This window comes from Sulfitobacter sp. AS59, from assembly GCF_038899995.1.
GTDB lineage: Bacteria > Pseudomonadota > Alphaproteobacteria > Rhodobacterales > Rhodobacteraceae > Sulfitobacter.
The window spans coordinates 174,567-199,147 of the sequence record NZ_JBBMQK010000003.1 but is presented as its reverse complement, the minus strand read 5'-3'; the positions used below and the strand labels follow the sequence as shown (position 1 = coordinate 199,147).

Annotated in this window: 26 protein-coding genes; 10 read left to right on the top strand and 16 right to left on the bottom strand. The window is 54.1% G+C overall.

Annotated features, from left to right (window positions below; translation table 11 throughout):
• Nucleotides 1-28 precede the first annotated feature (28 nt).
• From WNY39_RS08420 to WNY39_RS08410, 3 genes are read right to left on the bottom strand one after another with little or no spacing between them, the layout of a single operon-like run.
• The gene (locus tag WNY39_RS08420) at nucleotides 29-649 is read right to left on the bottom strand and encodes a hypothetical protein (RefSeq protein ID WP_342845120.1); all 621 of its coding nucleotides are present in this window, start codon (nucleotides 647-649) and stop codon (nucleotides 29-31) included.
• Nucleotides 646-1,041: a hypothetical protein gene (locus tag WNY39_RS08415; RefSeq protein WP_342845119.1), complete on the bottom strand. Its 396-nt coding sequence runs from the start codon at nucleotides 1,039-1,041 to the stop codon at nucleotides 646-648. Before WNY39_RS08415 ends, WNY39_RS08420 begins: the two co-directional genes overlap by 4 nt.
• Before the next feature lie 10 nt (nucleotides 1,042-1,051).
• Nucleotides 1,052-1,540: a flagellar basal body-associated FliL family protein gene (locus WNY39_RS08410; protein WP_342845118.1), complete on the bottom strand. Its 489-nt coding sequence runs from the start codon at nucleotides 1,538-1,540 to the stop codon at nucleotides 1,052-1,054.
• 118 nt (nucleotides 1,541-1,658) lie between these two features.
• Between WNY39_RS08410 and fliF the strand changes: the two genes are divergently transcribed.
• The 5 genes from fliF to WNY39_RS08385 all read left to right on the top strand — a co-directional run bounded on the left by fliF (nucleotide 1,659) and on the right by WNY39_RS08385 (nucleotide 6,301).
• Nucleotides 1,659-3,299, top strand: coding sequence for a flagellar basal-body MS-ring/collar protein FliF (gene fliF, locus WNY39_RS08405; protein WP_342845117.1), 1,641 nt, complete (start codon nucleotides 1,659-1,661; stop codon nucleotides 3,297-3,299).
• Complete coding sequence (locus tag WNY39_RS08400) at nucleotides 3,296-3,892, top strand: hypothetical protein (protein WP_342845116.1); 597 nt, start codon at nucleotides 3,296-3,298, stop codon at nucleotides 3,890-3,892. The genes fliF and WNY39_RS08400 overlap by 4 nt, the downstream gene beginning before the upstream one ends.
• Entirely contained in the window at nucleotides 3,885-4,178 is a 294-nt protein-coding gene (locus WNY39_RS08395; RefSeq protein WP_342845115.1) for a FliM/FliN family flagellar motor switch protein, read from the top strand. Before WNY39_RS08400 ends, WNY39_RS08395 begins: the two co-directional genes overlap by 8 nt.
• On the top strand, nucleotides 4,175-4,912 hold the full coding sequence (fliP, locus tag WNY39_RS08390; RefSeq protein ID WP_342845114.1) for a flagellar type III secretion system pore protein FliP: 738 nt from the start codon (nucleotides 4,175-4,177) through the stop codon (nucleotides 4,910-4,912). The genes WNY39_RS08395 and fliP overlap by 4 nt, the downstream gene beginning before the upstream one ends.
• A gap of 138 nt (nucleotides 4,913-5,050) precedes the next feature.
• Nucleotides 5,051-6,301 carry a hypothetical protein gene (locus tag WNY39_RS08385; protein ID WP_342845113.1) on the top strand — a complete coding sequence of 417 codons (1,251 nt, stop codon included), beginning with the start codon at nucleotides 5,051-5,053 and terminating at the stop codon, nucleotides 6,299-6,301.
• Here the strand turns inward: WNY39_RS08385 and WNY39_RS08380 are convergent.
• From WNY39_RS08380 to WNY39_RS08355, 6 genes are all read right to left on the bottom strand, one after another.
• A complete protein-coding gene (locus WNY39_RS08380; RefSeq protein ID WP_342845397.1) occupies nucleotides 6,277-7,350 on the bottom strand; it encodes a flagellar basal body P-ring protein FlgI in 1,074 nt (357 codons plus the stop codon). The two genes, WNY39_RS08385 and WNY39_RS08380, sit on opposite strands and share 25 nt — an antisense overlap.
• A gap of 26 nt (nucleotides 7,351-7,376) precedes the next feature.
• Nucleotides 7,377-8,372: a flagellin gene (locus tag WNY39_RS08375; protein ID WP_342845112.1), complete on the bottom strand. Its 996-nt coding sequence runs from the start codon at nucleotides 8,370-8,372 to the stop codon at nucleotides 7,377-7,379.
• Between the two features lie 3 nt (nucleotides 8,373-8,375).
• Nucleotides 8,376-9,830, bottom strand: a complete 1,455-nt coding sequence (gene flgK / locus WNY39_RS08370; protein WP_342845111.1) for a flagellar hook-associated protein FlgK — start codon at nucleotides 9,828-9,830, stop codon at nucleotides 8,376-8,378.
• A 43-nt stretch (nucleotides 9,831-9,873) separates the two neighbouring features.
• Nucleotides 9,874-11,181, bottom strand: coding sequence for a flagellar hook-basal body complex protein (locus tag WNY39_RS08365; RefSeq protein WP_342845110.1), 1,308 nt, complete (start codon nucleotides 11,179-11,181; stop codon nucleotides 9,874-9,876).
• Nucleotides 11,182-11,283: 102 nt separating this feature from the next.
• Nucleotides 11,284-12,105: a flagellar motor protein MotB gene (locus WNY39_RS08360; protein ID WP_342845109.1), complete on the bottom strand. Its 822-nt coding sequence runs from the start codon at nucleotides 12,103-12,105 to the stop codon at nucleotides 11,284-11,286.
• A gap of 96 nt (nucleotides 12,106-12,201) precedes the next feature.
• Entirely contained in the window at nucleotides 12,202-13,101 is a 900-nt protein-coding gene (locus WNY39_RS08355) for a rhodanese-related sulfurtransferase (protein WP_342845108.1), read from the bottom strand.
• A 105-nt stretch (nucleotides 13,102-13,206) separates the two neighbouring features.
• Between WNY39_RS08355 and pncA the strand changes: the two genes are divergently transcribed.
• Nucleotides 13,207-13,809, top strand: a complete 603-nt coding sequence (gene pncA, locus WNY39_RS08350) for a bifunctional nicotinamidase/pyrazinamidase (protein ID WP_342845107.1) — start codon at nucleotides 13,207-13,209, stop codon at nucleotides 13,807-13,809.
• On the opposite strand, the gene WNY39_RS08345 is transcribed toward pncA, so the two are convergent.
• Complete coding sequence (locus tag WNY39_RS08345) at nucleotides 13,790-14,449, bottom strand: MarC family protein (RefSeq protein ID WP_341232679.1); 660 nt, start codon at nucleotides 14,447-14,449, stop codon at nucleotides 13,790-13,792. The genes pncA and WNY39_RS08345 overlap by 20 nt on opposite strands.
• Nucleotides 14,450-14,573: 124 nt before the next feature.
• Between WNY39_RS08345 and pncB the strand changes: the two genes are divergently transcribed.
• A complete protein-coding gene (gene pncB / locus WNY39_RS08340; RefSeq protein WP_342845106.1) occupies nucleotides 14,574-15,866 on the top strand; it encodes a nicotinate phosphoribosyltransferase in 1,293 nt (430 codons plus the stop codon).
• Here pncB and WNY39_RS08335 read toward each other — a convergent pair.
• The 6 genes from WNY39_RS08335 to WNY39_RS08310 all read right to left on the bottom strand — a co-directional run bounded on the left by WNY39_RS08335 (nucleotide 15,856) and on the right by WNY39_RS08310 (nucleotide 21,533).
• Nucleotides 15,856-16,767: a DMT family transporter gene (locus WNY39_RS08335; protein WP_342845105.1), complete on the bottom strand. Its 912-nt coding sequence runs from the start codon at nucleotides 16,765-16,767 to the stop codon at nucleotides 15,856-15,858. The two genes, pncB and WNY39_RS08335, sit on opposite strands and share 11 nt — an antisense overlap.
• Nucleotides 16,768-16,848: 81 nt before the next feature.
• On the bottom strand, nucleotides 16,849-17,271 hold the full coding sequence (gene arfB, locus WNY39_RS08330) for an alternative ribosome rescue aminoacyl-tRNA hydrolase ArfB (RefSeq protein WP_342845104.1): 423 nt from the start codon (nucleotides 17,269-17,271) through the stop codon (nucleotides 16,849-16,851).
• 379 nt (nucleotides 17,272-17,650) lie between these two features.
• A complete protein-coding gene (locus tag WNY39_RS08325) occupies nucleotides 17,651-18,271 on the bottom strand; it encodes a queuosine precursor transporter (RefSeq protein ID WP_342845103.1) in 621 nt (206 codons plus the stop codon).
• Between the two features lie 90 nt (nucleotides 18,272-18,361).
• Nucleotides 18,362-19,162, bottom strand: a complete 801-nt coding sequence (locus tag WNY39_RS08320) for an esterase-like activity of phytase family protein (protein ID WP_342845102.1) — start codon at nucleotides 19,160-19,162, stop codon at nucleotides 18,362-18,364.
• Nucleotides 19,163-19,227: 65 nt separating this feature from the next.
• The gene (mepA, locus tag WNY39_RS08315; protein WP_342845101.1) at nucleotides 19,228-20,163 is read right to left on the bottom strand and encodes a penicillin-insensitive murein endopeptidase; all 936 of its coding nucleotides are present in this window, start codon (nucleotides 20,161-20,163) and stop codon (nucleotides 19,228-19,230) included.
• Entirely contained in the window at nucleotides 20,160-21,533 is a 1,374-nt protein-coding gene (locus tag WNY39_RS08310) for an MFS transporter (RefSeq protein WP_342845100.1), read from the bottom strand. Before WNY39_RS08310 ends, mepA begins: the two co-directional genes overlap by 4 nt.
• A 188-nt stretch (nucleotides 21,534-21,721) precedes the next feature.
• Between WNY39_RS08310 and WNY39_RS08305 the strand changes: the two genes are divergently transcribed.
• From WNY39_RS08305 to recQ, 3 genes are all read left to right on the top strand, one after another.
• Nucleotides 21,722-22,042 carry a BLUF domain-containing protein gene (locus tag WNY39_RS08305; RefSeq protein WP_342845099.1) on the top strand — a complete coding sequence of 107 codons (321 nt, stop codon included), beginning with the start codon at nucleotides 21,722-21,724 and terminating at the stop codon, nucleotides 22,040-22,042.
• A 76-nt stretch (nucleotides 22,043-22,118) separates the two neighbouring features.
• Nucleotides 22,119-22,406 (top strand): YggT family protein, encoded by a 288-nt coding sequence (locus WNY39_RS08300; RefSeq protein WP_341232671.1) that lies wholly within the window; start codon nucleotides 22,119-22,121, stop codon nucleotides 22,404-22,406.
• 108 nt (nucleotides 22,407-22,514) lie between these two features.
• Nucleotides 22,515-24,560, top strand: a complete 2,046-nt coding sequence (gene recQ, locus WNY39_RS08295; RefSeq protein ID WP_342845098.1) for a DNA helicase RecQ — start codon at nucleotides 22,515-22,517, stop codon at nucleotides 24,558-24,560.
• Nucleotides 24,561-24,581 lie beyond the last annotated feature (21 nt).

Sequence of the window (24,581 nt, the reverse complement as noted above, 5' to 3'; positions counted from 1 at the left end):
GTAGGGCGAAGCCGAGATCAACTGTTGCTCATCCCGATTTCTTTGCATTGGCGTTGCGACCGGCCAGTATGACACTGATCGTGTATGCGAAATCTGGTTTAAGACCGGCCATTATATTTGCGGCCGCATCGGGGCGCATTCGACCCAAAAAACCGGCGGCAAATTCAGGTTTCATCGCCTCGAAAAGCGCGGCGGCGTCTTTGGGTTTCATATTCTCGTAGACAGTTGTGAGACGCGCGAGGTCGTCTTCGGCAGCGTTGTTGGACAACGCGAGAGTTTCGCGCAGTTGTTGTTCGGCCGCTGCTATCTGAGCAAGCCGATCATCAATTCTTTGCGCCGCGTCATCGAGCGCCCGTTGTCTATTCTCTTGGGCTTCTTCGCGTGCGCTTAGCTGTGCTTGTTTCTCTTGCAGGGTCTTAAGAAGCGTACCAAGTCGATCCCGCTGAACCGCTGTGGGTGCGCCCTGTTCGTTCTGGGCTTCTAGGCGCGTTGGTTCAGGTGCAGGCGGGACATCATTATCGGCCGACTGCGCGAATGCAGAGCCTGCACTAAACGTTAACCGAAGCGTCGCAGATCCGATAAAAAGGGCAATGATGAGCGTGAGGGAGCTCACGTCGCGAAACTTTATGGTGTAATTATAAAGTTTCATTGCTCTTCTTTCATTTTGGAATGACGCATGAACATCGGCTCTTGTTGAATTTCTTTGGCGATGCCGTTTTTGGGCTGCTTAGGAGCATTTGCTTCCGCAGTTTCGATTGCCGGAATGTCGTGCAGCGATGCCATTCTCAATTCCATACGTCTCGAGCTTTCCTCGGCTTTATCTGTTAATTCCAATAGGGTGGTCGCTGAACTTGCCGCGGTTTCTTGGGCTGAGGTTAAGGTTTTCGTTAGGTCATCGACACGCGATGAAAGAACGGCAACCGCGCCGCCTACGCCTTGTTCCAAGCTATTGAAATGCTTCAAGCGTTTGCTAAGGACGAAGCAATAGAATGCCGCCCCCAATGCGCCAGCAGCGAGCAAAATATCAGCAATTAGTCCCATTGCGGCCCCCTCATGTGAAAACAAATTCCATAACAAGCAATCTATTTACGCGCTCTTCACCCAGGACCATTTCAACCCGGTACAGCATTTGCGTTCTCAACCTAACGAGGATGGCCGGATCGTCGAAATCTTCGACCCTTACGGCGCGCAAGTAGGTATTCAGAACATCTGTGACGCGCGGAATCAGCTTCTCTACATCTGCTTGGTAACGAGACGGCACTTCCAATTGGGCGCGGAATCGTAGGTGCTTGGATTTCGCGGGTTTGCGTAGCGAGATGACCAGCGGTTCGATTGGAATATAAGCGACATCATCAATAGGCGAAGCGGCGTCTTCCTCAGCTTCAGCCGAATCGTCTTGGGCCGCCGCCAAAATGGTTCCGCTCCAGCTTAGGTAAAAACCGGCTCCCCCTCCTACAAGCGCGAGAACCACGCTTAAGATCAGGGGGAGTTTCGATTTTTTTGGCTCTGCTTCGGCTTCTTCGGAATCGGTCTGGGTCATAGTTGTCCGCTTTCTTGTTGAAAGCTGTATAACCATGATTGCACTAACCGATTATTAAGCCAGTTGGTCCATTTGTACTTCAAGTACCGAGCAGAATGTTTGGGGAGATGGAGATACTGTGCAGCAATTACTGAACATCTGGATGAACCTCACGTTAGGGAAGCAAATCACGATCGTGGGCGCAACAGTTTCGATGTTTTTCGGCATAATGCTGATGTCGAAAATTGTGACTTCCCCCAACATGACGCTGCTTTATTCGGGTCTGGATAGTGGTGCCGCGGGGGATGTCGTGCGTGCCATAGAGCAGCAGGGCGTCGTCTTTGATGTTCGAGGGGGCGCGATATTTGTCGATTCCAGTATGCGGGACGAGTTGCGTTTGACCCTTGCCAGTGAAGGCCTGCCAGCCAACGGAAACAGCGGATATGAGCTGCTGGATAATCTCACGGGGTTTGGCACGACATCGCAAATGTTCGACGCAGCATATTGGCGCGCCAAGGAGGGCGAGCTTGCAAGGACCATCGTTGCGAGTCCGCAAATCTCGCAGGCGAGAGTTCATATTGCAGGCACGGGCTCGAATCCGTTTCAAAGAAGTGTAACACCAAAAGCATCTGTATCCCTGACACCCAATGGCGGGCAAATATCAACGGCACAGGCCAAGGCGGTCCGTTATCTTGTCGCTTCGGCCGTTGCAGGGCTGGAGCCGGACGACGTGTCGGTTATCGATGCGAATGGCAGTTTGGTCGGGTCCGGTGATGATCCTGCACCGGCTATTCAGGGCGATGACAAGGCGGCCGTCCTGCGGGATAAGGTTGAACGCCTTTTGGAAGCGCGTGTAGGCCCCGGAAACGCAATCGTCGAAGTGAGTGTGGAAACGGTTACCGAAAGCGAATCGGTGCGGGAGCGCAGGTTTGACCCCGACGGAAGGGTGGCCATCAGCACCGAGACAGAAGAGCGCAATAACAGTTCCTCCGGTGGCGGTAATGGCGCAGTAACAGTGGCAAGTAATCTGCCTGATGAGAATGGCGCGGGCGGTGGCGGTGGCTCATCACTCTCAAATTCCGAAACACGTGAGCGCGTTAACTATGAGGTTTCGGAGACTGAGCGAGAAATCCTGCGTGCACCCGGTGCCATCAAGCGTTTGACTGTTGCTGTCTTGGTAAACCAAGAATCCTTGACCAATGAAAACGGTGAACAAGTTGCGCAACCGCGCAGTGAAGTTGAGCTGGAAACCCTAAGGGAACTTGTTTCATCAGCGGTGGGCTATGTTGAGGATCGCGGCGACATCATTACGATCAAGTCAATGGCTCTCCAATCGATTACGCCAGCGGGAACTCAGGCAAGTACAACCTTGGTGGATCGGCTAAATCTTGACCTAGTTTCCGCCATCCAAATGGCTGTTCTTGGCCTTGTCACGATAATTTTGGGCCTCTTCGTTGTACGACCCTTGCTAAGCAAGGCACCCGATGCAGCCGGCTCTGCCGGGCCACCTGCGTTACTTCCGATGGGGGCGAATGGCCAATCAGACGGGGGAGGCCCTCCATTCCCGGGTGAGATGGCGCAGAATCTACCCACATTCGAGCTTCCCGGACTTGATGGTGAAGTCGACAATAATTTTGGCGGCGCGCTTCAGCAATCAAGTGGAAACCCGGCTCAAGATAACCCAGTTGACCGACTTCGAAATATGATTGGGGACAAGCAGGAGGAGACGGTGGAGATTCTGCGAACCTGGCTCGAAGAAAAAGAGGAGAAAGTGCAATGACGCTCGCGCATCTATATGATGAGTTTCAAGAAGATATTGAAACGGATGGCATGAACTCCCCCCAGTCGGCCACCTCAGCCGAGGAAAACCTACAAGCCTTTGAGAACGGTTATCAATCCGGCTGGCAAGATGCCACATCGGCACACGGGGCTGAGCAAGAGAAAATACTGACTGAATTGTCGCAAAATTTCCAAGATATGCAGTTCACGTATCACGAGGCGCGAAGTAAGCTTTTGGTCAGTCTTCGCCCGATTGCGGCAGCGATGTTAGAAAAGCTGCTGCCAGGTGTTTCCCGAGAAGCGTTACGTTCCAATTTGATAGAACAAATTGGTGAAGTGCTGGCTCAATCCACCGATGACTCTATTGAAATCAATGTTGCGCCGGAGAGTTTAGCCGCGATTCAAGACATTGCTAGCAATCAAAAGGACCATCCGTTTATCATAAAAGAGAATCAGAATTTGGGTGCAAGGCAAGCCGATCTGAGGTCAAGCGGGCTGGAACGCCATATCGACATCGATGACATGTGCGCGCGCATCTCTCAAACATTATCGGCCTTCGTCGACCAGTCCGGTTCGGAGGTCTCCTATGGATAACTCGACCTCTACCTCCCAAGCCGCGTCGGATCCGTCCAATCCCTTCACATCCGTACCGATCGAAGTCTTTGTATGCGTCGGGAAAGCACGGCCCTTTGTGAGGGATCTTGTTTCACTTGGTGAAAATGCCGTCTTGACATTGGATCGTCGGGTCGACGATCCGGTCGAATTGTATGTCGGCGACAAGCTCATCGCGAGGGGCGTTCTTGAAGAGCAAGAAGGTGAAACATCGGACCAGCTTACCGTTCGGCTGATCGAAGTCGTTGATATGCAATCGGTTATATGACACGCATTCAAATTGTTTGCTTGCTTAGTGCAGTTGCATTCTTTGCCCACGCGGCACCAGTTGCCGCGCAGGACATCGCATTTTCACTTGGCGATGATGGATCGATCTCTGCGCGAACTATTCAGCTTTTTCTTCTGCTGACTGTGCTGAGTGTTGCGCCAGGTATCGCGATAATGGTGACTTGTTTCCCGTTTTTAGTGACGGTTTTTTCTATTCTAAGGCAGGGCATTGGCTTGCAGCAGTCGCCGCCCAATATGCTAATTGTTAGCTTGGCCCTCTTCCTTACGTACTTTGTTATGGAGCCCGTGTTTTTAGCGGCGTGGTCAAATGGAATTCAGCCTTTGACGGAAAATCAACTAGATGTCGAAACCGCATTCTTGCGATCTATTGAGCCGTTTAAGAGTTTTATGGTTTCTAGAACAGATGCGGATAACTTTTCTGCCTTGTCTGATTTAAGATATGGTGCGGAGAGAGCCAGTTTGGATGAGCAAACCCCATTATCTCTGCTGGTTCCCAGTTTTATGCTTTCTGAAATAACGCGCGCGTTCCAAATCGGTTTTTTGATATATCTTCCCTTCCTTATAATTGATCTGGTCGTAGCAGCGATTTTGATGTCGATGGGGATGATGATGGTTCCTCCGTCAGTGGTTTCACTACCTTTTAAACTTGCATTTTTTGTCGTCGCAGATGGTTGGAGCTTGATCGCGGGCAGTCTTGTTCGAAGCTATATGTGAACATTCGCGCAGTACTAATTGCATCACTCAGGGCACGAGCTCCGGTACGCGTTTCCAGTACTTCATATATAAGCCGATAATATTTCTGTGACACCATTTTGTTGCGGCCAGAGCTTGTTTTATATGAATGGAAAGATAATGGACGATTCTAGAAGTGTTAAGCTGATGTCCGAAAACCGTAGTTTGCGGATTATGGCTTTGAACGTACTTAACAACGTTGCATTGCTAATTACCGGAGCATTGATTTTTGATGGATTTGGACTAGAAATTGCCGCTCTGACGCTGTTGCTTATCCGATGGACTGAGGCTGCTACGTCGATCTTCAAATCGATTTCCAATATTAGTGTCTTGGCTATTGGGTCATATTGGTCAAATAGTTATATAAAATTTTTGACTTTTGCAGTCGGTGTGATTTTCACAGTAGCCGCGTTAATCTATGTGACGTCAGCGTATCTTATCAACGTCACTGGCATTTTAGCGATCGCCGTTTACGTGGCCGTCGATTTTTTACCACGTCGTCACCCTGATAATGAATTAGGATTTGCAATTATTCTCGACTACCTTCGAAGTTCACGGTACATCATTTCTGCTTTCATTTACTGGATACTAATTAGCCATGGCGTGGTTACTTCTGATAATGTGGTAATCTGTGTGGTTATGCCATTAATAGCTATCAAGATTTCCATAATTGCGTCGACCAAGGGCTACTGTAAGCGACATAAGATAGTTTACCTCTCTTCACCCAATTCGGAGAGTTCTTCGGTCGGATGCATTCTTAGATCGGTCGATATATTAATTCTTCCAGTATTTTTTGACATAAAGCATATTGGAATTTATATCATGGCCCGGATTTTTTCGGAAACTGTGCGTCCACTGTTTTTGCACCTGCTGCAGGCAGGGTCTGATCTATTAAGATCACGATTGAAATTTAGTGTGAATGCGGACTTCGTAAGTGCGGCGGCTAGGTTGAACTTGGGGTTGTTCTTGATCGGTGGTGGGATATCGATGATCCCTCTTGCACTAGGAAAATTTTACGCACCGGCTTTTGGCGACGACCAGCAGCTATTCGCGTTTTGCTTGTTTTTTGCTGTGGCCGGTCACTACTGCAAAGCTCTGCTCGGTGCCTGCGAAGAGGTGCTTCGCCTAACTGCACGAAGAAGCGAGCTGATGTCTCTCCAGTCCGTGTCGATCTTGCTTTTTGTGGCATATTGCTTTTACGCGGAGGACCTTAGCCTTCGGGATTTCGCCCTATCAGTGGCTGTGATGCACATCGGGCTGGCGACGGTTTTCGCCGGAATAGTGGCGTACAGATTCGGTATTTGGCCGGGTCCTACGGCGATCCTCTTTGGGCAAATACGGTTGTTTCAACGAACTAAAAATTCGGCGTGAAGGGCACCTGCGGCTTTGATGCTTTTAAGAATGTCGATCATATCTCGGGGGGAGACACCTAGCGCATTTAGGCCGGCTATCACCTCTGAGAGAGAAGTGCCGGTGGGGATATCCGCCAAGCCTATTCCAGGCTCTTCTATAATATCGGCTCGAGTGCGGGGGAGGGTAAGGGTCTCCCCTTCGGCAAATGGATTGGGTTGGACCACAATTGGATCCTCTTGAATGCGTACTGTTAGATTCCCCTGAGAAACAGCAACCCTCGAAATACGGACATCCTCGCCCATGACAATTGTTCCGGACCGTTGATCCACGACAACGCGGGCCTTGCGTTCTGGCTCAACTTTGATGTTCTCAATGCGGCCGAGTGCGTGTGCGACAGAGCCCATGTTTGTATTTGCGATATCTAGCTGAACAGTGCCGCTATCCAGCATGATTGCCACGCGTCTGCCGAAGTTTTTGTTTATCGCAGCTTCAATTCTGCTGGCAGTTGTGAAATCGGCTTCTCGCAAGGCCACGCGCAGGTTCATCAGGGCGGCCAATTGAAAGTCAATCTCACGTTCCACCCTTGCGCCTGAAGGAATGACACCGGAGGTTGGGACCCCTTGTGTGACCTGGCCAGCATCACCTTCGGCAACAGCCCCGCCAGCAATAATCGTGCCCTGCGCGACGGCATAAATCTCGCCGTCGGCGGCGTTTAGCGGGGTCATAATCAGGGTGCCGCCCATAAGGCTTTTGGCATCGCCAATCGCTGAAACTGTTACGTCGATCTGGTTACCTGTTCTGGCAAAGGCCGGCAGCGTAGCGGTCACAAATACGGCAGCGACATTCTTTGGCCTAAACTGTTCGCCGGTTACGTTCACGCCCAGCCGCTCTAAGATGTTGGTCATGATATCTTCGGTGAAGGGCGCGTTGCGCAGCCCGTCACCTGACCCGTTTAGCCCAACAACAAGCCCATATCCGACCAGATCGTTTTCACGAACACCATCAAAGTTAACGAGATCCTTTATCCTGACCGGCCCTGTATAGGCGGGGCTAGATATGGAAATCATACAAAAAAATGTGATGCAAAAACGGATCATAGAAAGTTCGCCAGTGATAGCTTCGACATTCTTACTGTGACCGAATAGATGCTTTGCAGTTGAAATTGGACCTCTTCCAGTTTTGTGGCGGCCTCATAAGGGTCAACTTGTAAGAGCGCCGATTTCTCGTATTCCATTGCGCTCATCTCGGCAGCGTTTCGGGTCGCAGTCCTGTCTATTTGTGCTTCTAGAACACCCACGTTGGCCCTCAATGATGTAAGGGAATCGCTCGCTCCAAGCAGGGAGGCCCCGGCCCGATTGTAAACCTCGGTGATTTGCTTTTCATCAAGACCAAAGGCTGGATCATCGGCAACGGCTGCGACGCTTGCAAAAAGAAGTGTTTTCTTAAGATCCGGGTCAGTTGCACGAATGTCGAAGCTAACCTGCTCTGTACCCGAAATGCGAACGTCCGACAGAGCCGTTGAGCCGCCTTGATAAAAGGCAAGGTCATAGCCTGTCGGGCTATTGAACCAAGCTTCAGCAGCGGTAAACATATCAGCCGGGTTGGTTGCACCAGCCATTGCGGTCGTTAACTCAGAAAGTAGGACGGCGGATGTTTCGGTCGGTGATCTGTCGGTTGCGGTACCACCAAATATGCTGCGTCCGGCCGACCTTGTGTTTAGCACACTGACCAATGTGTCGACCGTGGCCTTGGCCTCTTCGCCGATACCTCCAGACGTGGCACCGATGGAACTTACGACCAAACTATTGGCGAGTTGCTCCCCCACTTCTTGATATCGGCCGAGTGTCGTTTGGATATTACTGGCAAAGATGCTCGCCTCGGCAGTCACCATTTTGTATCCGTTCAGCACGTCCAGGCTTCTCTCCACCTCTGTCAAATAGCTGTAATTTCCCTTCACGGCGTGTCGCACGTCAGCAACTTGTCCGGTGGTAAGCTCCTGCGTGAGGCGGGCCATCTGCTGCTTAAGGTCACTATTGCGATGGCGCAGCACGAAGGACTGAGCGAGATCTCCGATAGACATACTTTTCATAATTTATAGCCCCAGCACTGTTTGCATCAGTTCATCAACGGTTTGGAGCATGCGCGCATTCGCGGCAAAAGCTTGCTCAACTAGCATCAGCTTTTGTAGCTCTTGATCGCTATCCACGCCGTCGCCGAGTAGTCGTTCGGTCAGTTCGGAAACCTGTGCGGCGTTAAAGCTTAGTGTATTTTCAGCGCTGTCTCGTTTAACCGCATAATGCGAAGTAATCGTCGAAGTCAGATCGATAGCGGAGTACATTCCCCCACTGAATATTCCGCTTGCCGAGGGCCGCGATAATGTCAGCGCATCCACAAGCCGGTTCAGTTGTGCGCCATCCCCGACGTCACCTGTTGAAGCAGCGAGCAACCCATCTCTCAATCGCCAAGCTTCGCCACCTTGCTTCGGATCGACAGCGGCGTTGAGTGACAGCCGCCGTGCAATGCCAATTTCATCGGCAGGGTCAAAGGCACCACCGTTGTCGGTGAATAGGCCAGGGCTGGTCGCGCCTAGGGTTAAATCTACTGCAGGGTCCTGAAACCGTTCGATTAAATCACGCGCCAACGCATCAAGCTGGCCTTGCGCTTCGACTGCGATATCGTCGCGGATCTTGAACTGCGCGGCGATTGACCCACCCGATAGCCCGCCATTGTCCGATGCGGTGCCAATCGGATACCCATTCACGGTTATCCCCGACAACGTCCCGGCATCGACGTCATGATACGGTGTGACAGTGTTGGTCTTGTCAAAGCTGACTTCGGCGGCTGTGCTATCAAGCAGGATAACGCCACCTGATGAATACAAAGCAACCTGACCATTGTCGCGGGGTACGGTGCGCACGGGGACAAGAACGCTGATCTCGTCGATCAACATTTGCCGTTGATCCACAAGCGCATGGTTCTGATTGCCCTGCACCTGAGATTTGGTGATCATTTTGTTCAGGGAATGAACCTGCGACAGCGCAGAGTTCAGCCGGTCAACTTGGATGCCGATTGTCCGGTCGGCATTGGTGCGCGCTTCTTGCAGTGTTTTGGACGCTTTGACGAAACTGTTTGCCAGATTACGAGCTGACCCTACGGCTGCCGACAGTCGTTCTGGCGCGTCGGGCCGGCTTGCTGCGGTAATTAGGTCTGTCTCAAGTGCGGCCATTTGCGCGGTGATCGAGGTCGGCTCGTCAGGAGAACCAATGATGTTCTCGATGGTTGTATAGATGCCGTGAAGCGCCGAAGCATTCGCGTTGGCGGCTTCTGCCAGCCGCTTGTCTTGGGCCAAGCTGTCATTCATCTGACGACCGACGCCACTGATCATGACGCCGCCATTTGTAGAAGACGCGTTCGAGGAAAGCTCCAGTATCCGCATGCCGTAGCCTGGCGTCAGCGCATTGGAGATGTTGGCCGCTATGACCTCGGACCCACGACCAGCCGCCTGAAGACCTTGCATCGCGTTTGATAGTGCTCCGGTAATGCTCATATTAACCTCGCGTTCACTTTGTTGGGCGGCTGATCACCTATGATCAGCGTTTGATATTCGTGGTTTCCTGCAGCATCTCATCAACTGTCTGGATGACTTTGGCGTTTGATGAATAGGCGCGCTGTGTGCGGATCATTGTGGTCAGCTCCGTCGCCACATCGGTTGTGGATTCCTCGCGGGCATAGCTTTTGATATCGCCCGTAGGTCCGTCACCTGCGTCCCAAAGGAAGTAAGCGCCGCTTTCAGGTGAAATCATGTAGGTTTGCGCGTCGAGAGAAACGAGCCCTTCGGCGTTTGGCAGGTCAACCAGTGGAATTTGATAGATCGTTTTGCGCAATCCATTGTCATAAAGCACGTTTACAAAACCATTTGCGTCGACCTCGACAGATGCCATGTTACCGACGGGCGACCCGTCTTTGGTAAGCGCAATCGGGGCAAAACTGTCAGACAGTTGCGAAAGGCCCGTACCGCTGTTGATCGCGCCGATATTGAACTCGATCGGGCCGCTGGCGGCGTTGATCACCATCGCGCCGGTCACAGGGTCATAGCCGCCACCGGACACTGTCGTGACAGAGCCGATTGTGCCCCCCGCCGTGCGGCTGTCGTCAAATGTGATTACGTATTCGCCGACCACCGCGCCACCTTGGGCCGAATCCGTCAAAACAGCCGTCCATTCGTTGGATGCGCCCGTGGCTGGAACGGTCGGCGTAAACTCCATCGAGATACTTTTCGACGTGCCGAGGTTGTCGAAATATTCGATAGATAGCACTTGTGATTCACCAGACCCGCTCGCCTCTGTCGAGGTGGCCGGCAGGTTCAGACTCATATTAACTTTGGTGGTGGGATCACCGCTTAGGCTGAGGGCGAACTGAACCGGGCTTAGCCCGTCATTCGTATCCCGAGGATAGTTCGCGACAGTGCCATCCTGGTTCGCGGGCCATCCAAGCAAGAGCAACCCGGTTTCTGTTGTCAGCAGCCCATCTGAATCCAGCCGAAAGGAGCCGGTCGTGGCCAGCATCATTTCGCTGCTGCTATCGCCGTTTGGGTCAGCCTCAAATGCGTTTTTTGTGGTGACCGGCAAAAAGCCGCGACCGCGCACCGCAAGATCGGTTGAGTTTGAGGTGCTGATGACAGCCCCGCTTTCGCTGACCAACCGGTTGGAAGAGGCGCGGACGCCCCCCGCAGTATAGCCGCTGATCCCGTCGCTCAGCACCAATGAGTTAAAATCAGTGACGACGCGTTTGTAGCCATAAGTGGAGGAGTTCGCGATGTTGTCCGAAACAGCGGCCAAACGCGTTGCGTTGGCCTGTAGTCCTGCAACCCCTGCATTGAGCGAAGATGAAATTGTCATGCGCTAGCCTTTCTGTTGTTCCAATCGACGTTGGTTCCAACACATAGGCGCTTGTGACTTAACGCCTGACTAACAGATAAAATACGCCATAGTTCTGGGCCGTCATTGTCTTAGCAAAATCACCTGAAGCCGATTGTTACGGACGTCCATCTTGTTTTCTGTTTCAGGCTTCCGATCTGCGTAACCTGTTACTTTTTGTATTCTTTTCGGGTCATCCAAATATTTCTCAAGCAGCAGCCGGGTCACGGTTGCGCGTTGCGCTGATAGATCCCAAACTGGGTTCTCAATAGCTACAATTGGATTGGAACGGACGTACCCAGCCACCGAAATGTCATTCACGACAACCTTGGTTGCATCGGCAATCACATAAAGCAGCTGTTCAAGAAGTGGCGATGCCCTATCAGTACCCTCTTTGAATAGGGGTGTACCTTCGACATCGAATAGTTCGATAACCATTCCCTCGTCGGTGACCTTGGTGATCACGTGGCGCTTCAATTCATCCATGACCATAGATTCGCCGCCACGCCCCCTAAGCAGTTCATCCACTGCTTTGAAGCGTTCATTCTCGCCCTCGACATCGGGGCCGCTGCTGGCGTCTTGGCCTTGACCTGACTGATCGGGCGCTGATGCACCTGTCCCGCTATTGGGCAATGTCATTTCTGTAAAAATACTGTCGCCGGACAGCGCACCGTCACCACCGCCCGAAACCCGCATAATCGGGATCGAAGGGGAGAAGTAATCAGCCAGCCCCTGACGTTGTTGTTCTGTTGTCGCGTTCAGCAGCCACATCAACATAAAAAATGCCATCATCGCGGTCACAAAGTCCGCGTAGGCGACTTTCCAAGCACCACCATGGTGCCCGCCGCCTTTGATCACTTTTTTACGTTTAATGATGACTGGTGCCGCATTTGCCTGCGCCGCCATTCTCACTACCCTTTTTTCACCCAAGGGAAGGTGTAACGAGGAGGAGTTACAGCCAGCTTAACATCTTTAATTGTCAGTATTCTAACCGGGCGTTGATTAGCTCAGATGGTCTTCACCCCGGTCACGGGCCAGCGTGATCTGGTGCTGGCGTTCGCGAAAGCGGGCTTTGTCGGCATCAGAGGTCTCATTAACGCATTGGTGGCAACTTACGCCGGCCTCGTATCCCTCGCGGGCGGTATCTTGTGGCAGGATCGGTCGGCGGCAGCCGTGGCACAGCATATGGGGGCCTTCTTTAAGCCCGTGACCAACGCTTACGCGATTGTCAAAAACGAAACATTCGCCCTGCCAACTGCTGTCTTTTTGAGGGACATTTTCGAGATATTTCAAAATGCCGCCCTTGAGGTGGAACACATCCTCAACACCCTGCCCAACAAGGTAATTCGTTGATTTTTCGCAGCGAATACCACCCGTGCAGAACATCGCGATCTTTTTGTTATGAAAACGGTGCTTGTTCTCCTGCCACCATGCGGGGAACTCCCCAAAGCTTTTGGTTTGCGGGTCAATGGCACCATCGAACGTCCCGATAGATACCTCATAGTCATTGCGGGTATCAATTACAGCGACATCATCACGGTTGATCAGATCGTTCCAATCAGTGGCTTCGACATAGTGGCCGACGCGGTCGGTCGGATCGACATCAGGCTGGCCCATCGTGACGATTTCACGCTTCAGGCGGACTTTCATTTTGCCGAAAGGCGGGGTTTTCGCGGTGCTTTCTTTCCACTCCAACCCATCGCAGCCCGGCAAGGATTTGATATGGGCAATCACCACATCAATACCGGCACGCGGGCCTGCGATGGTGCCATTGATCCCTTCGCCAGCGACCAGCAAAGTGCCTTTAACGTCCTGCGCATCGCACAGCGCCTTAAGAGGTGCGCGCAGGCCGTCAGGATCGCTGAAACGGGTAAAGTGATAAAGAGCGGCAATGATATACATGGGCGCTCAGATACGCCCCCTGCGCGCGTCAGGCAAGAGGGTGCTTTCCGCCCTGACCTGACCGTGAAGATATGGTATCGCGAGTCGTGATAAGGAGAAAACAAAATGACCAAAGCATTGATCGTGATCGACGTCCAAAACGACTTTTGCCCCGGCGGGGCACTGGAAGTCCCCCAAGGGAATGAAATTATCGAACAGATCAATGACCTTATGTCAGATGTGGACGCCGTCATTTTAACCCAAGACTGGCATCCGGCGGGGCACTCTTCTTTTGCGTCTTCGCATGCGGATAAGGGGCCGTATGAGATGACCGAAATGCCCTATGGCCCGCAGGTTCTTTGGCCGGATCATTGCGTTCAGGGCACCAAGGGTGGCCAATTTCACGCTGATTTGAATGATACAGCCGCCGATCTGATCATTCGCAAAGGGTACAACCCTGATATCGACAGCTATTCCGCGTTTTTTGAAAACGACCACATCACGCCAACCGGGCTTGACGGCTATCTGCGCTGCCGTGGCATTACGGATTTGGTCATGGTCGGCTTGGCCTTGGACTTCTGCGTTAACTTTTCAGCAGTAGATGCTGCGAAATTGGGCTATAACGTCGAGGTCCGGCAAGACCTTTGCCGTGCTATTGATCTGGACGGGTCGCTTGCCGCCGCCCTTGATGGGATGGTTGCAGCCGGCGTTACCCTGACCCAAGCGTAGGCTGTTGAACCGGCGATAGGTTCAAAATGCCAAGCGCGTCGAGGCCGCCCAAGGTGGCGTCGACCGCAACGGTTGCGAGAATGATGCCCATGACGCGGCTGATCACGCTGGCACCTGTCGTACCCATCAAGCGCCCCATTTTTCCAGCCATCAGCAAAAGCACCAACGTAACGGCCAGTATCAGCACCAACAGCGCTGCCGTGACGATCTGATCCGACACGGGGTTGCTGTGATTATCCGTCAGAATGACGATGGCCAGCATCGCACCCGGCGACGCGATGGATGGCATTGCCAGTGGGAACACCGCGCCGGCCAGATGATCGCGTTCGGCAGCCTCAATCTCTTGTGATGGTTTGGGTTCGCCAAAGATCATACTCAGCGCGAATAGAAACAGCACGATGCCACCCGCCACCTGAAACGATCCAAGCCGCAAGCCCAGAGATTCCAACAAGAACTGCCCCCCGATGAGGAAGGCCAGCAACACGGCCCCGGCAACCAACACAGCACGCAGCGCAAAGCTACGGTGCAGTTTCTTGGGCACATTGGCCGTCGCGTATAGAAAAACCGGCAAACTGCCGATTGGATCGATCACAACGAACAAGGTGATCAGTTCTCTTAGAAGATTGGGCCATTCCAACATAACGCGGACCTATTTGGGGGATGCTTTCTGCGATATCATAGGTTTATGCCTATGTCAGCGGCTATTCCCTTGCCCCCTTAAACGGGATGCGTCACAAACACACCGCCTAACGGAGCCTAAGATCATGGTCGATATCGCCAGCCGCGTCTGGAATCACAAATGGAAGATCGACCCGATCGTTCGGTCGCTGATCGATACGGATTTCTATAAATTGCTGATGTGCCAATCGGTATTTCGCAACAAGCCGGAGACCCAGGTGACGTTTAGCCTGATAAACCGGTCAAAGCACATCCCCCTTGCTGATCTGATCGACGAAGGCGAGCTGCGCGAGCAGTTGGATCATATCCGGTCCTTGTCGCTTAGCCGCGGTGAAAGCACTTGGCTGCGGGGCAATACGTTTTACGGCAAACGCCAGATGTTCCGCCCCGACTTTATGGAGTGGTTCGAGGGGCTCCGCCTGCCGCCCTATCATCTGGAACGCAAAGGCGACCAATACGAGCTGACATTCGAGGGGACATGGCCCGAGGTAATGCTGTGGGAAATCCCTGCACTTGCGGTTCTGATGGAACTGCGCGGCCGTGCTGTTCTGGGCAAAATGGGCAAATTCGAACTGCAAATTCTGTACGCGCGCGGCATGACCCGCGTTTGGGAAAAGATCGAAGAGCTTCGCAAAATTCCGGGCCTGTCCATCGCTGATTTCGGCACACGTCGCCGTCATTCTTTCTTGTGGCAGGACTGGTGCGTTCAAGCCATGCAAGAAGGGCTGGGAAATGCCTTTACCGGGACATCGAACTGCAAAATCGCGATGTCGCGCGAAGTCGAGGCGATCGGCACCAACGCCCATGAACTGCCGATGGTTTATGCTGCCTTGGCCAAGGATGATGCCGCGCTCGCGCAGGCCCCCTATGATGTTTTGCAAGACTGGCATGAAGAACACGAAGGCAATCTGCGGATTATCCTGCCTGATACCTATGGGACCAAAGGGTTCTTGGACAATGCGCCTGATTGGTTGGCGGGTTGGACAGGCATCCGCGTTGACAGCGGCGACCCGGCCACGGCTGCGCAAATCGCCATTGATTGGTGGAAATCGCGGGGCGAGGACCCAAGCAGCAAGCGGATCATATTTAGCGACGGTCTGGACGTGGCCAAGATCAAAGAGCTGCACACCCAATTTGCGGATAAGGCGACGGTTTCGTTTGGTTGGGGCACCTTGCTAACCAATGATTTCCGCAATCTGGTACCTGACGATGCGCTTGCCCCCTTTAGCCTCGTTTGCAAAGCAGTCTCGGCAAACGGCAAACCGACGGTCAAACTGTCGGATAACCCCAACAAGGCAATGGGCCCGCAAAGCGAGATCGACCGCTACAAGCGTGTTTTTCAGGTGGGTGAGCAGGACACGCAAAAGGTCATCGTCTAGGCGATGATCTTTGCCTCGTTTGGCTGATTTTGCGTTCGCGCCACACGATGAGCAATCCGCCAACGACTATGAACAGCGCACCGGGGAGTAGATCGGACCACGGTGCCTCATCGTAGAAAATCCAGCCGAGGACAAAAGCCAGCGGGATGCCGAAATAGCTGAACGGTGCCAGATTGCTTTGCTCGGTCAGTCGGTAAGACATGATCAGGAATAACACGGCTGTTCCGCCAAACGCGCCCATGCCGACAATCCACAGCAGGTCGGTGCCCGACGCAAGCGGGGTAAAGCCAGCTGTGAAAACCGCAAGCGCTAGCGATCCGATCGCGGCAAGGCCGGAAGAATAAAGATTGATCAGCGCACTGGGAACATCGTCATCCATCATGCGGGTCGTCACGGCCACCAACGCATAGCACGCCGCCGCCGCAAGCGGTAATAGGGCCGCGGGCCGAAAGCTATCGCTCCCCGGTCCGACGACCATAATCACCCCTGCAAACCCCAAAAGCACGGCACCCCATCTGAGTGCGCCAACCTTTTCGCCAAGCAGAACAACCGCCAGGGCCACCATGATCGGCACGTTCGCGTATGTGATCGTTGATGCGGTCGCAAAGCTGAGCAGCCCCAGCGACAGATAAAAGAAATACTGCGCAAACGTCAGGATGATGCCACGCAGAAGCGCAAATCGCCACTGACGGATCTTTAGGATGCGCCCGTTTTGATGCCAATCCGGCGAAAGCCAAAGTGCAATGCCTGCTGGGATCAAGCCCGCGATATTCCGATAGGCGGATAGCTCCGCAGCGCCGTAATGTGGTGACAGATGCTTGATGATCAAACCCATCAGATCAAACAAGACCAAAGCGATCAGCGAGAAGGTGATCGCGAGGGTAGTGCGGTTCCTCAGCATGATGTCGATCCTAAAGGGGGTTCGGAGGAACCCTAGCAGACAGCCGCTATATCACCATCGCAAACTGCTAAGGGTATCGGATCACTTGGCCGGGTCAACCTTGCCACGCAGGGCCTTTACCTCTCCGCGGACTTTCTTTTCCTTCAGGCGTCGCTTTTTCGACCCCAGCGTTGGCCGGGTTGGAATGCGGCGTTTGGGCGGGGTCAGCGCTGATTTGATCAGCTCTTTCAACCGGTCCCGCGCGATTTCGCGGTTGCGGGCCTGGCTGCGCGTCTCGTCGCATTGGATGACCAATGCCCCCTCGTTGGTCCACCGGCGCCCTGCCAGTCTGCGCAAACGGGTTTTCACAGGGTTGGTTAACGAAGGGGAGGTCGCCGCCTCGAACCGCAATTCAACCGCGCTTGAGACCTTGTTGACGTTCTGCCCGCCGGGGCCGGACGCCCGCATAAAGCTTTCGGTCAGCTCCCAGTCTTGAATGGTAATGTCGTCGGTGATGTGCAGCACGGGTGGTCTCCTTGGGGGTAGTATCGCATCGCAACTGTCCAAGTAAAAGACCCCCGAAAATGCGAAAAGGGCCGCCCTGAAAAGAGCGGCCCAATCGAATGGTTTACGGAGGTGGGATCGGTTAGATCAGCGATCCACCCAAGGTTCTGACCACTAAGGGCTGCCCTAGCGGTTGTCCTCCCAAGCTGTTCCGACACCTCTCTCCAATACCGTTCTTGACACTGGATCACCTCCTTTACATTTGTTGAACTCACCCAAAGCTTTGCACAGGATCAGCAAAAGGCAAAACGTTTTTTTGCCGCCTCAAACGACTGCGGGCGCAAAGCTGCTGCCAATCGTGGCAATAGCTTTGCGCCCGCAGGGGTGGTTTTAGCGTCGCTTAACGTGCGGGCAGTAGCCGCGCCGTGATCAAACGGAAAGGGACCAGCGCGATCAAGGCAAGGCTAAGCTTTACAGCCCAATCAGCCACAGCAAGCGATACCCAAAGCGGTGCAACGGGCCCACTGCCGAGCAATGGCAGCGCTTCGGTTGCCCAAGATACGTCTGTTAGGGGGCTGATAAACGACAGCGCGCCAGAGAACGCGATTGAAAAGAACAATACCGTATCAACAGTGCTGCCGATCAACGTGCTGGCTAGCGGCGCGCGCCACCATTTTCCGTCCCGAAGGGCCGAAAATATCGCAACATCAAGAAGTTGCGCCACCAAAAAAGCGGTGCCGGACCCGATGGCGATGCGAATTGTCACCAGTGGACCAAATTCGCCCATGATCTGTGTGCCGATCAAAGAGCAGACCAAACCAACGACAAAACCCACCAAAACCACACGCCGTGCGGCGGTCTGGCCGTAAACGCGGTTCATGATGTCTGTCACTAGAAAGGCGAAAGGATAGGTAAATGCGCCCCAAGTGAGCCATTGCCCATAGAGGAATTGAACGAGAATATTCGAGGCCACAACAATGGCGGCCATGGCAATAATGCCGGGAAGATATGTGCGTGTCATGTGTTAACCGTTTTTTGCAAGGGTGCGGCGACTTGGCCTGCGGGAATCGCAGACAAATTGGCCTTAAGCGGTTGATCTGCGTCTTGCAAGCTAATCGATAACTGAAAATTCGATGATCTGGGTGTTTTGGAACGGCATAAAATTGTCGTCAGACACAAGCGTTAGCCGGGTTCGACCCGATGCATCCTCCCAGACAGAGATTGCTTCGAGGTTGTCAAACCGCGCCGGGAGGGTCTGGATGAGGGTAACACTGTGGGGCGTCGCGGCATCAAGATCGATCCGCCTGATCCGCGTTCTGAACCCCAGCGGGGTCACCGTACGTTCCAGCAAATACAACCTGCCACTGCCGTCAAAATCCGCACCAACAGGCAGAAAGGGACCGTTTCGGGGTATTTGCGCTGCAATGGTTTGTTGCCCGTCTTTGAACGCAAACAGGGGAAAGTAATCGCCTTTCGCCTGTTCGGGGATCGCGAATAGCGTTCCATTAGGACCGATGGCAAGTGCTTCGAAGCCGCTGTTTTCACCCTGAAAATCTGACGGGGAAAAGGCGGCGAAAGGCGTGGTGACGCCGTTTTGCAGGTCTACGGTTACGATCCTGTGCTGCCCTTCAAAGCTGACATAGTGTTGGCCATCGGGTGCAATCGCCAATCCTTCGGCATCGATGAAAGGTTTGCGCAATATCTTGCCCGCCTCATCCCGCATGGCGACGGAATGGGTGATCTTGGCGGCGGTGACAACACGTCCGTCCCGCTGCAAGGTGGCCTGCAGAACGCGGCCTCGATCTGTGATGACGGTCATATGCTGGCCGTCAGGCGAAACCTCGATCCCCGACAGACCGCCGAACCAAGACGCGCTGTTGTGCCAGGTGAACTCAGCTTCAAGATGCAACACAGGTTTATCCACGGCCGCCGAAGCGACCGAGGTTAAAAATAGCGTAGGTATGAAGCTGATAAGGTTCAGTTCGCTTCCAGTACCGATTGGCATTGCGCAGGCAGGTCCGCCAAGATCAGCGCGCGTTTCGGTTTGCGTTTTGGCGGGTTCGGGTTTGGCGGCGGTGGGTTCAGGATATTCGCCTGCCATTGCCGCGCATCAGCGCATCCGTCGCCTGCAGGGGGCGGCGCTTGGTCTACACAGCCACGTGCGCCTTGAGGGCAGCTTAGACGGACGTGGAAATGATAATGATGCCCATACCACGGGCGAATTTTCCGCAGCCAGCTGCGGTCGCCTTTTTCGTCGGCGCACATTTGCACCTTCGCCCCAGGAAAGACGAAAATACGGGCGACGCTGGGGTCGGATGCTGCTGCTTTCAACACTTCATGATGTTGACGTGTCCAGCTGCTGTTGACGTAAGCCCCCTTTGCCCGACGCATGGAAACAGAGGAGATTTTCTCGCGCTCGGCGCGGCTTAGGTTCAGCGATTTGGCGGGCAGCATCCAAATGTCGGCGTCCAGCCCCATCTGGTGGCTGGCATGACCGGACAGCATTGGGCCACCGCGCGGTTGGCTCATGTCGCCGACGTAAATCCCGTTCCATCCGGGCTGCCGTGCTGCTTTCACGCTTAGGTTTTTGACGAAATCGATCATCTCTGGGTGGGCCCAGTTTCGGTTTCGCGACAAACGCATTGCCTGCCAAGTCGGGCCCGTTTCCGGCAATTGCTGCGCACCTGCGACACAGCCCTTTGCATAGCTGCCAAAGGCCGCCGGGTTTTGCCGTGATCCACCGCTTTTCGCCCCGAACAGTTTCTTTGCTTGAACGTTGCTGAGCGCGCCGCCGGAGGACCCGATGGTGGGCAAAATTTGTGACGCTCGCGGGTTCGGTTTGGATGATGGTCCGCTACATGCGGTCATCGCCAGAAATAGGGTTATGCCGACCAGAAAGCGAGAAAAGGTCATTTTGCGAAATCTCCATTCGGTTTAACCCATACTAGCAGAACCAGCCCAAGGATGAAGAGCCCAACAACAGGTGTAATACCCAATCTTTGACTTCCGGTTAAATCGCTTGCAATCGCGATCAACGCCGGAGCCAGAAACGCCGTTGCCTTGCCTGACAGGGCGTAAAGGCCAAAGGCCTCGGTCATACGCTCCGGATTGCCCTGACGGGTCAGCATATTGCGGGACGATGCCTGCAACGCGCCCCCCGCGGCACCGATCAATGCGCCCGCAATATAGAACAGAATGTCAGGCAGCGCGGACCCATCGGCAAGGACGAAACCCATCACCGAGGTCGGCGTAAGCGAGATAATCAAACAAGCGGTCGCGATAAGAACGCTACAGCAGGCCACGATGACCGGCATCGGCCCAATGGCGCGATCAACGCGCCCGCCGATCCAGCAAAAAATGGCCCCTGAAACAGCTGCAAGGATGCCAAAAATCCCGATATCAATGATCGACCAGTTCAACACGCCAAGCGCATAAATGCCGCCAAATGTGTACATCCCGTTCAACGCGTCGCGGTAAAACATCGACGACCCCAGATAGGCAAGCAGCGACGGATGCTGTGGCAGTTTTTTCAGGGTGCGACCTAGGTCAGACAACGCCTTGCCCACAACGTATTTCTCGGCATTCGGTTTTGGCGTATCCCGGACGTATAAAAAGAAGGGGATCATGAAAATAGCATACCAGATCGCGGTGAGCGGCCCAACGACTCTTGTGTCGGCGCTGGTGGCGGGGTCCAGCCCGAATGCGGGGTCGAGACCCAGCATTGTTTTTCCGGTGTTGCCGGCCTGAAACAAGAAAATCATCACGATCAAGGCGACAACACCACCGACATAGCCGAACCCCCATCCTGATCCTGAAACGCGCCCTCTCTCGGCTGGGTCGGGGGACAGTTCAGGCAAATAGGAGTTCGTGAAAATTGTCGCGAACTCCATCCCTATCAGGCCGACCCCAAAGAAGATTAGCGCCCAAGTGACCGAGAAATCCTGCGGCGCGGTCCACCAAAGGGCTGCGGACCCGATAACGTAGAGGGCAGAGAACAGCCAAATCCACGGCATACGCTTGCCAGTTGAATCCGCCACGGCCCCCAGAATGGGCGCAAGGATGGCAATGGAAACACCCGCAATGGCCAGCCCATAGCCCCAATATGCCTGCGCTTGCGCCTTGGCCAACTCTATGGGCATCCCGCCGTCAACTAATGAAGCGGTGGCCGTCTGTGCAAAATAGGGACCGAAAATAAAAGTCAAAAGCAACGTATTATAAGGCTGGCTTGCCCAATCAAAGAAATACCACCCCCAGATTTTCTTGCGCGATGAAATCGTTGCCATATGTGCTCTCCGGTTTTGGGGGACGGTAGTGCAGTGGGGTAGCACCGCGCAAGGCGCGTTTTCTGCGCGGCGGTAAACGGCAGGTGACAGAATGCCTGCGCGGGCAGAGAAACCCCGGCAAAAGCGGTTTTCTTTTTAGGGGTGGGGCTATATTTTGGTTGGCATACCATTAATATTTTGAGCACCACATGATCCGTATTTTATACTTTAGCACTGCCCGCCCGTCCGTTTCAAAAGACACAGTCAAGCAGATTGCAGAACAAGCCAAAGTGAAAAACCATCAACTGGGGATCACCGGTGCCTTGGCCTATAACGGACGCAATTTTTGTCAGGCGCTAGAGGGCGGAGAAGCCGAAGTGCGGGGCCTTATCGAAGAAATCCGCGCGGACGAACGCCATAGCGGCTTTAAAATTCTTGATGAAAAGCAAATCACCGAACGTCATTTTCCGGACTGGACAATGGAGCTGGTGAGCGAGCTGGATTTTTCAGTCGTGATTAACTCTATGTAATGATAGAACTGTTGCTGCCCTTGCTCTTTTACGGGGGGCTGCTTAACTGCGTTACAGTTCATAAAAAGGTCGAGCCATGACATCGTTGTTCCAAATCCTAATGCTGCTTTTGAATATCGTGTGGTTTGTCATCATCGCCCACGTGATTATGAGCTGGCTGATTAACTTTCAGGTATTAAACCTGCGCCAGCCCTTGGTCGCGCAGATTTGGGAGGGGCTAAACCGCCTGCTAGAGCCTGTTTATAGCCGGGTCCGCAGCTTTTTGCCGCCAATGGGCGGGCTTGACCTTGCGCCGCTGGTCGTTCTGATCTCGGTCGCGATTTTGCGTATCCTTTTGATAAACAACGCCGCATTGTTTTACTAAACGGCCCTTCGGGGAGGATATTTGGAAAGCCAGAGAAGCATGGCTATTGTCCCTTGTTTCTGAGTGTGGGAGTCTGCCCCTAACGAGCAGATTATAGTTAGGTTTTCCATGTCAGGCGCTGCCACGCTTTTACGTGACGTATTTGGTTTCGACGGGTTTCGCCCCGGCCAGCAAGAGATCGTCGAGGCGGTAACTGCAGGCGAAAACGTGCTGGCAATCATGCCTACGGGTGGTGGCAAATCCCTTTGCTTTCAGATGCCTGCGCTGCTGCGCGATGGCGTGACGGTTGTGATATCGCCGCTGATTGCGTTGATGCGAGATCAGGTCAGGGCGTTGCAGGAGTTGGGCGTCGGGGCAGGGGCGTTGACGTCAGGCAATACGCCAGAGGAAACCGATGCGGTTTGGGAGGGGCTGGAGGCGGGCACGCTAAAGCTGCTTTATATGGCACCTGAACGGCTGGCGGCGGGATCCGTGATTGGCATGCTCAAGCGGGTTGGTGTGTCGTTGATCGCGGTGGATGAGGCGCATTGCGTCAGCCAGTGGGGCCATGATTTCCGCCCTGACTATTTGCGCATTGGTGAATTGCGCAGGACCTTGGACGTGCCATTGGCAGCCTTCACGGCGACGGCAGATGCTGAAACCCAGGTTGAGATTGTTCAAAAGCTGTTCGACGGCGCGGCCCCACGTGCATTTTTGCGCGGCTTTGACCGGCCTAACATCCATCTGGCCTTTGCGGCTAAAAACTCCCCCCGTGCGCAAATTCTGAACTTTGCGGCAGCGCGCAAGGGGCAATCGGGCATTGTCTATTGCGGGACGCGCGCCAAGACCGAAGGGCTTGCCAAGGCCTTGCGCGATGAGGGGCACGTTGCCTTGCATTATCACGGCGGGATGGATGCCGAAGACCGCCGCATTGCCGAGCGGCGTTTCCAGCAAGAAGACGGTTTGATTGTCGTTGCCACGGTTGCGTTTGGCATGGGGATCGACAAGCCCGACATCAGATGGGTCGCGCATGCGGACCTGCCGAAATCGATCGAGGCATATTATCAGGAAATCGGCCGCGCAGGCCGGGACGGGTCGCCCGCCGAGACGCTGACGCTTTTCGGGTCGGATGACATTCGATTGCGCCGCAGCCAGATTGACGAAGGGATCGCGCCACCGGAACGGCGGGCGGCCGATCATGGGCGGTTGAATGCGCTTTTGGGGCTGGCCGAGGCGTTGGAATGTCGGCGCAAAACCTTGCTGGGGTATTTTGACGAGACCGAGATCACCTGCGGGCGGTGCGATCTATGCGATACGCCTGCGGATGTTTTCGATGGGACCACCGCGGTGCGCAAAGCGCTATCCGCCATGCTGCGCACAGATGAATGGTTTGGGTCCGGTCATCTGATTGATATTCTGCTGGGCAACGAGACGGACAAAATCCGTGAACGGGGCCATACCAGCCTGCCGACCTATGGGGTGGGCACCGAATATGACAAGCGGGAGTGGCAGGCCGTGTTCAGGCAAATGATGGGGCATGATTTGGTGCGCCCTGATGCCGAACGCCATGGCGCGCTGCGCATGACCGATGCGGCATTGCCGATCTTGCGGGGCGAAGCGCAGATTTCCCTGCGCCGAGATAGCATACGCGCGGCTGGCGCCACACGCCGCCCCGCTGTCAAAATGCTGGTCAGCGAAGAAGACGCGCCGCTGCTGTCAGCGCTCAAGGCCAAAAGGCGCGGCTTGGCTGAGGCTGCGAAAGTGCCAGCCTATATTATCTTTAACGACCGCACCTTGATCGAAATGGCGGAAAAGCGGCCCGACAGTTTGGATGCAATGGCCCGTGTGGGCGGTGTTGGTGCCAAAAAGCTGGAAAGCTACGGACGCGCGTTTCTGGATGTGATCAACGGGACGTCCGAAGAGATGCACCCGACTCGCCGCAAACTGGCCGGGCGTGAGGCAGGCACTGTCTATGACCGCTTGCTGGAGGTGCAGGCCGAACTGACGCGCGGCGCGGCTGGCACCGACAAACCGCTTAGCTGTTCTGCGTCGCTGTTGGCCAAGGTCGCGCAGCTGCGAAATGCCGACGATACTGCCCTTGAACGTCTGCTGGGGGACAAGCGCGCCGAAAGGTTTGGCACCGCATTTCTGGACGTTCTGAGGGAGGCGGGCTAAGTCACGGGGTGTGTCAAAAAG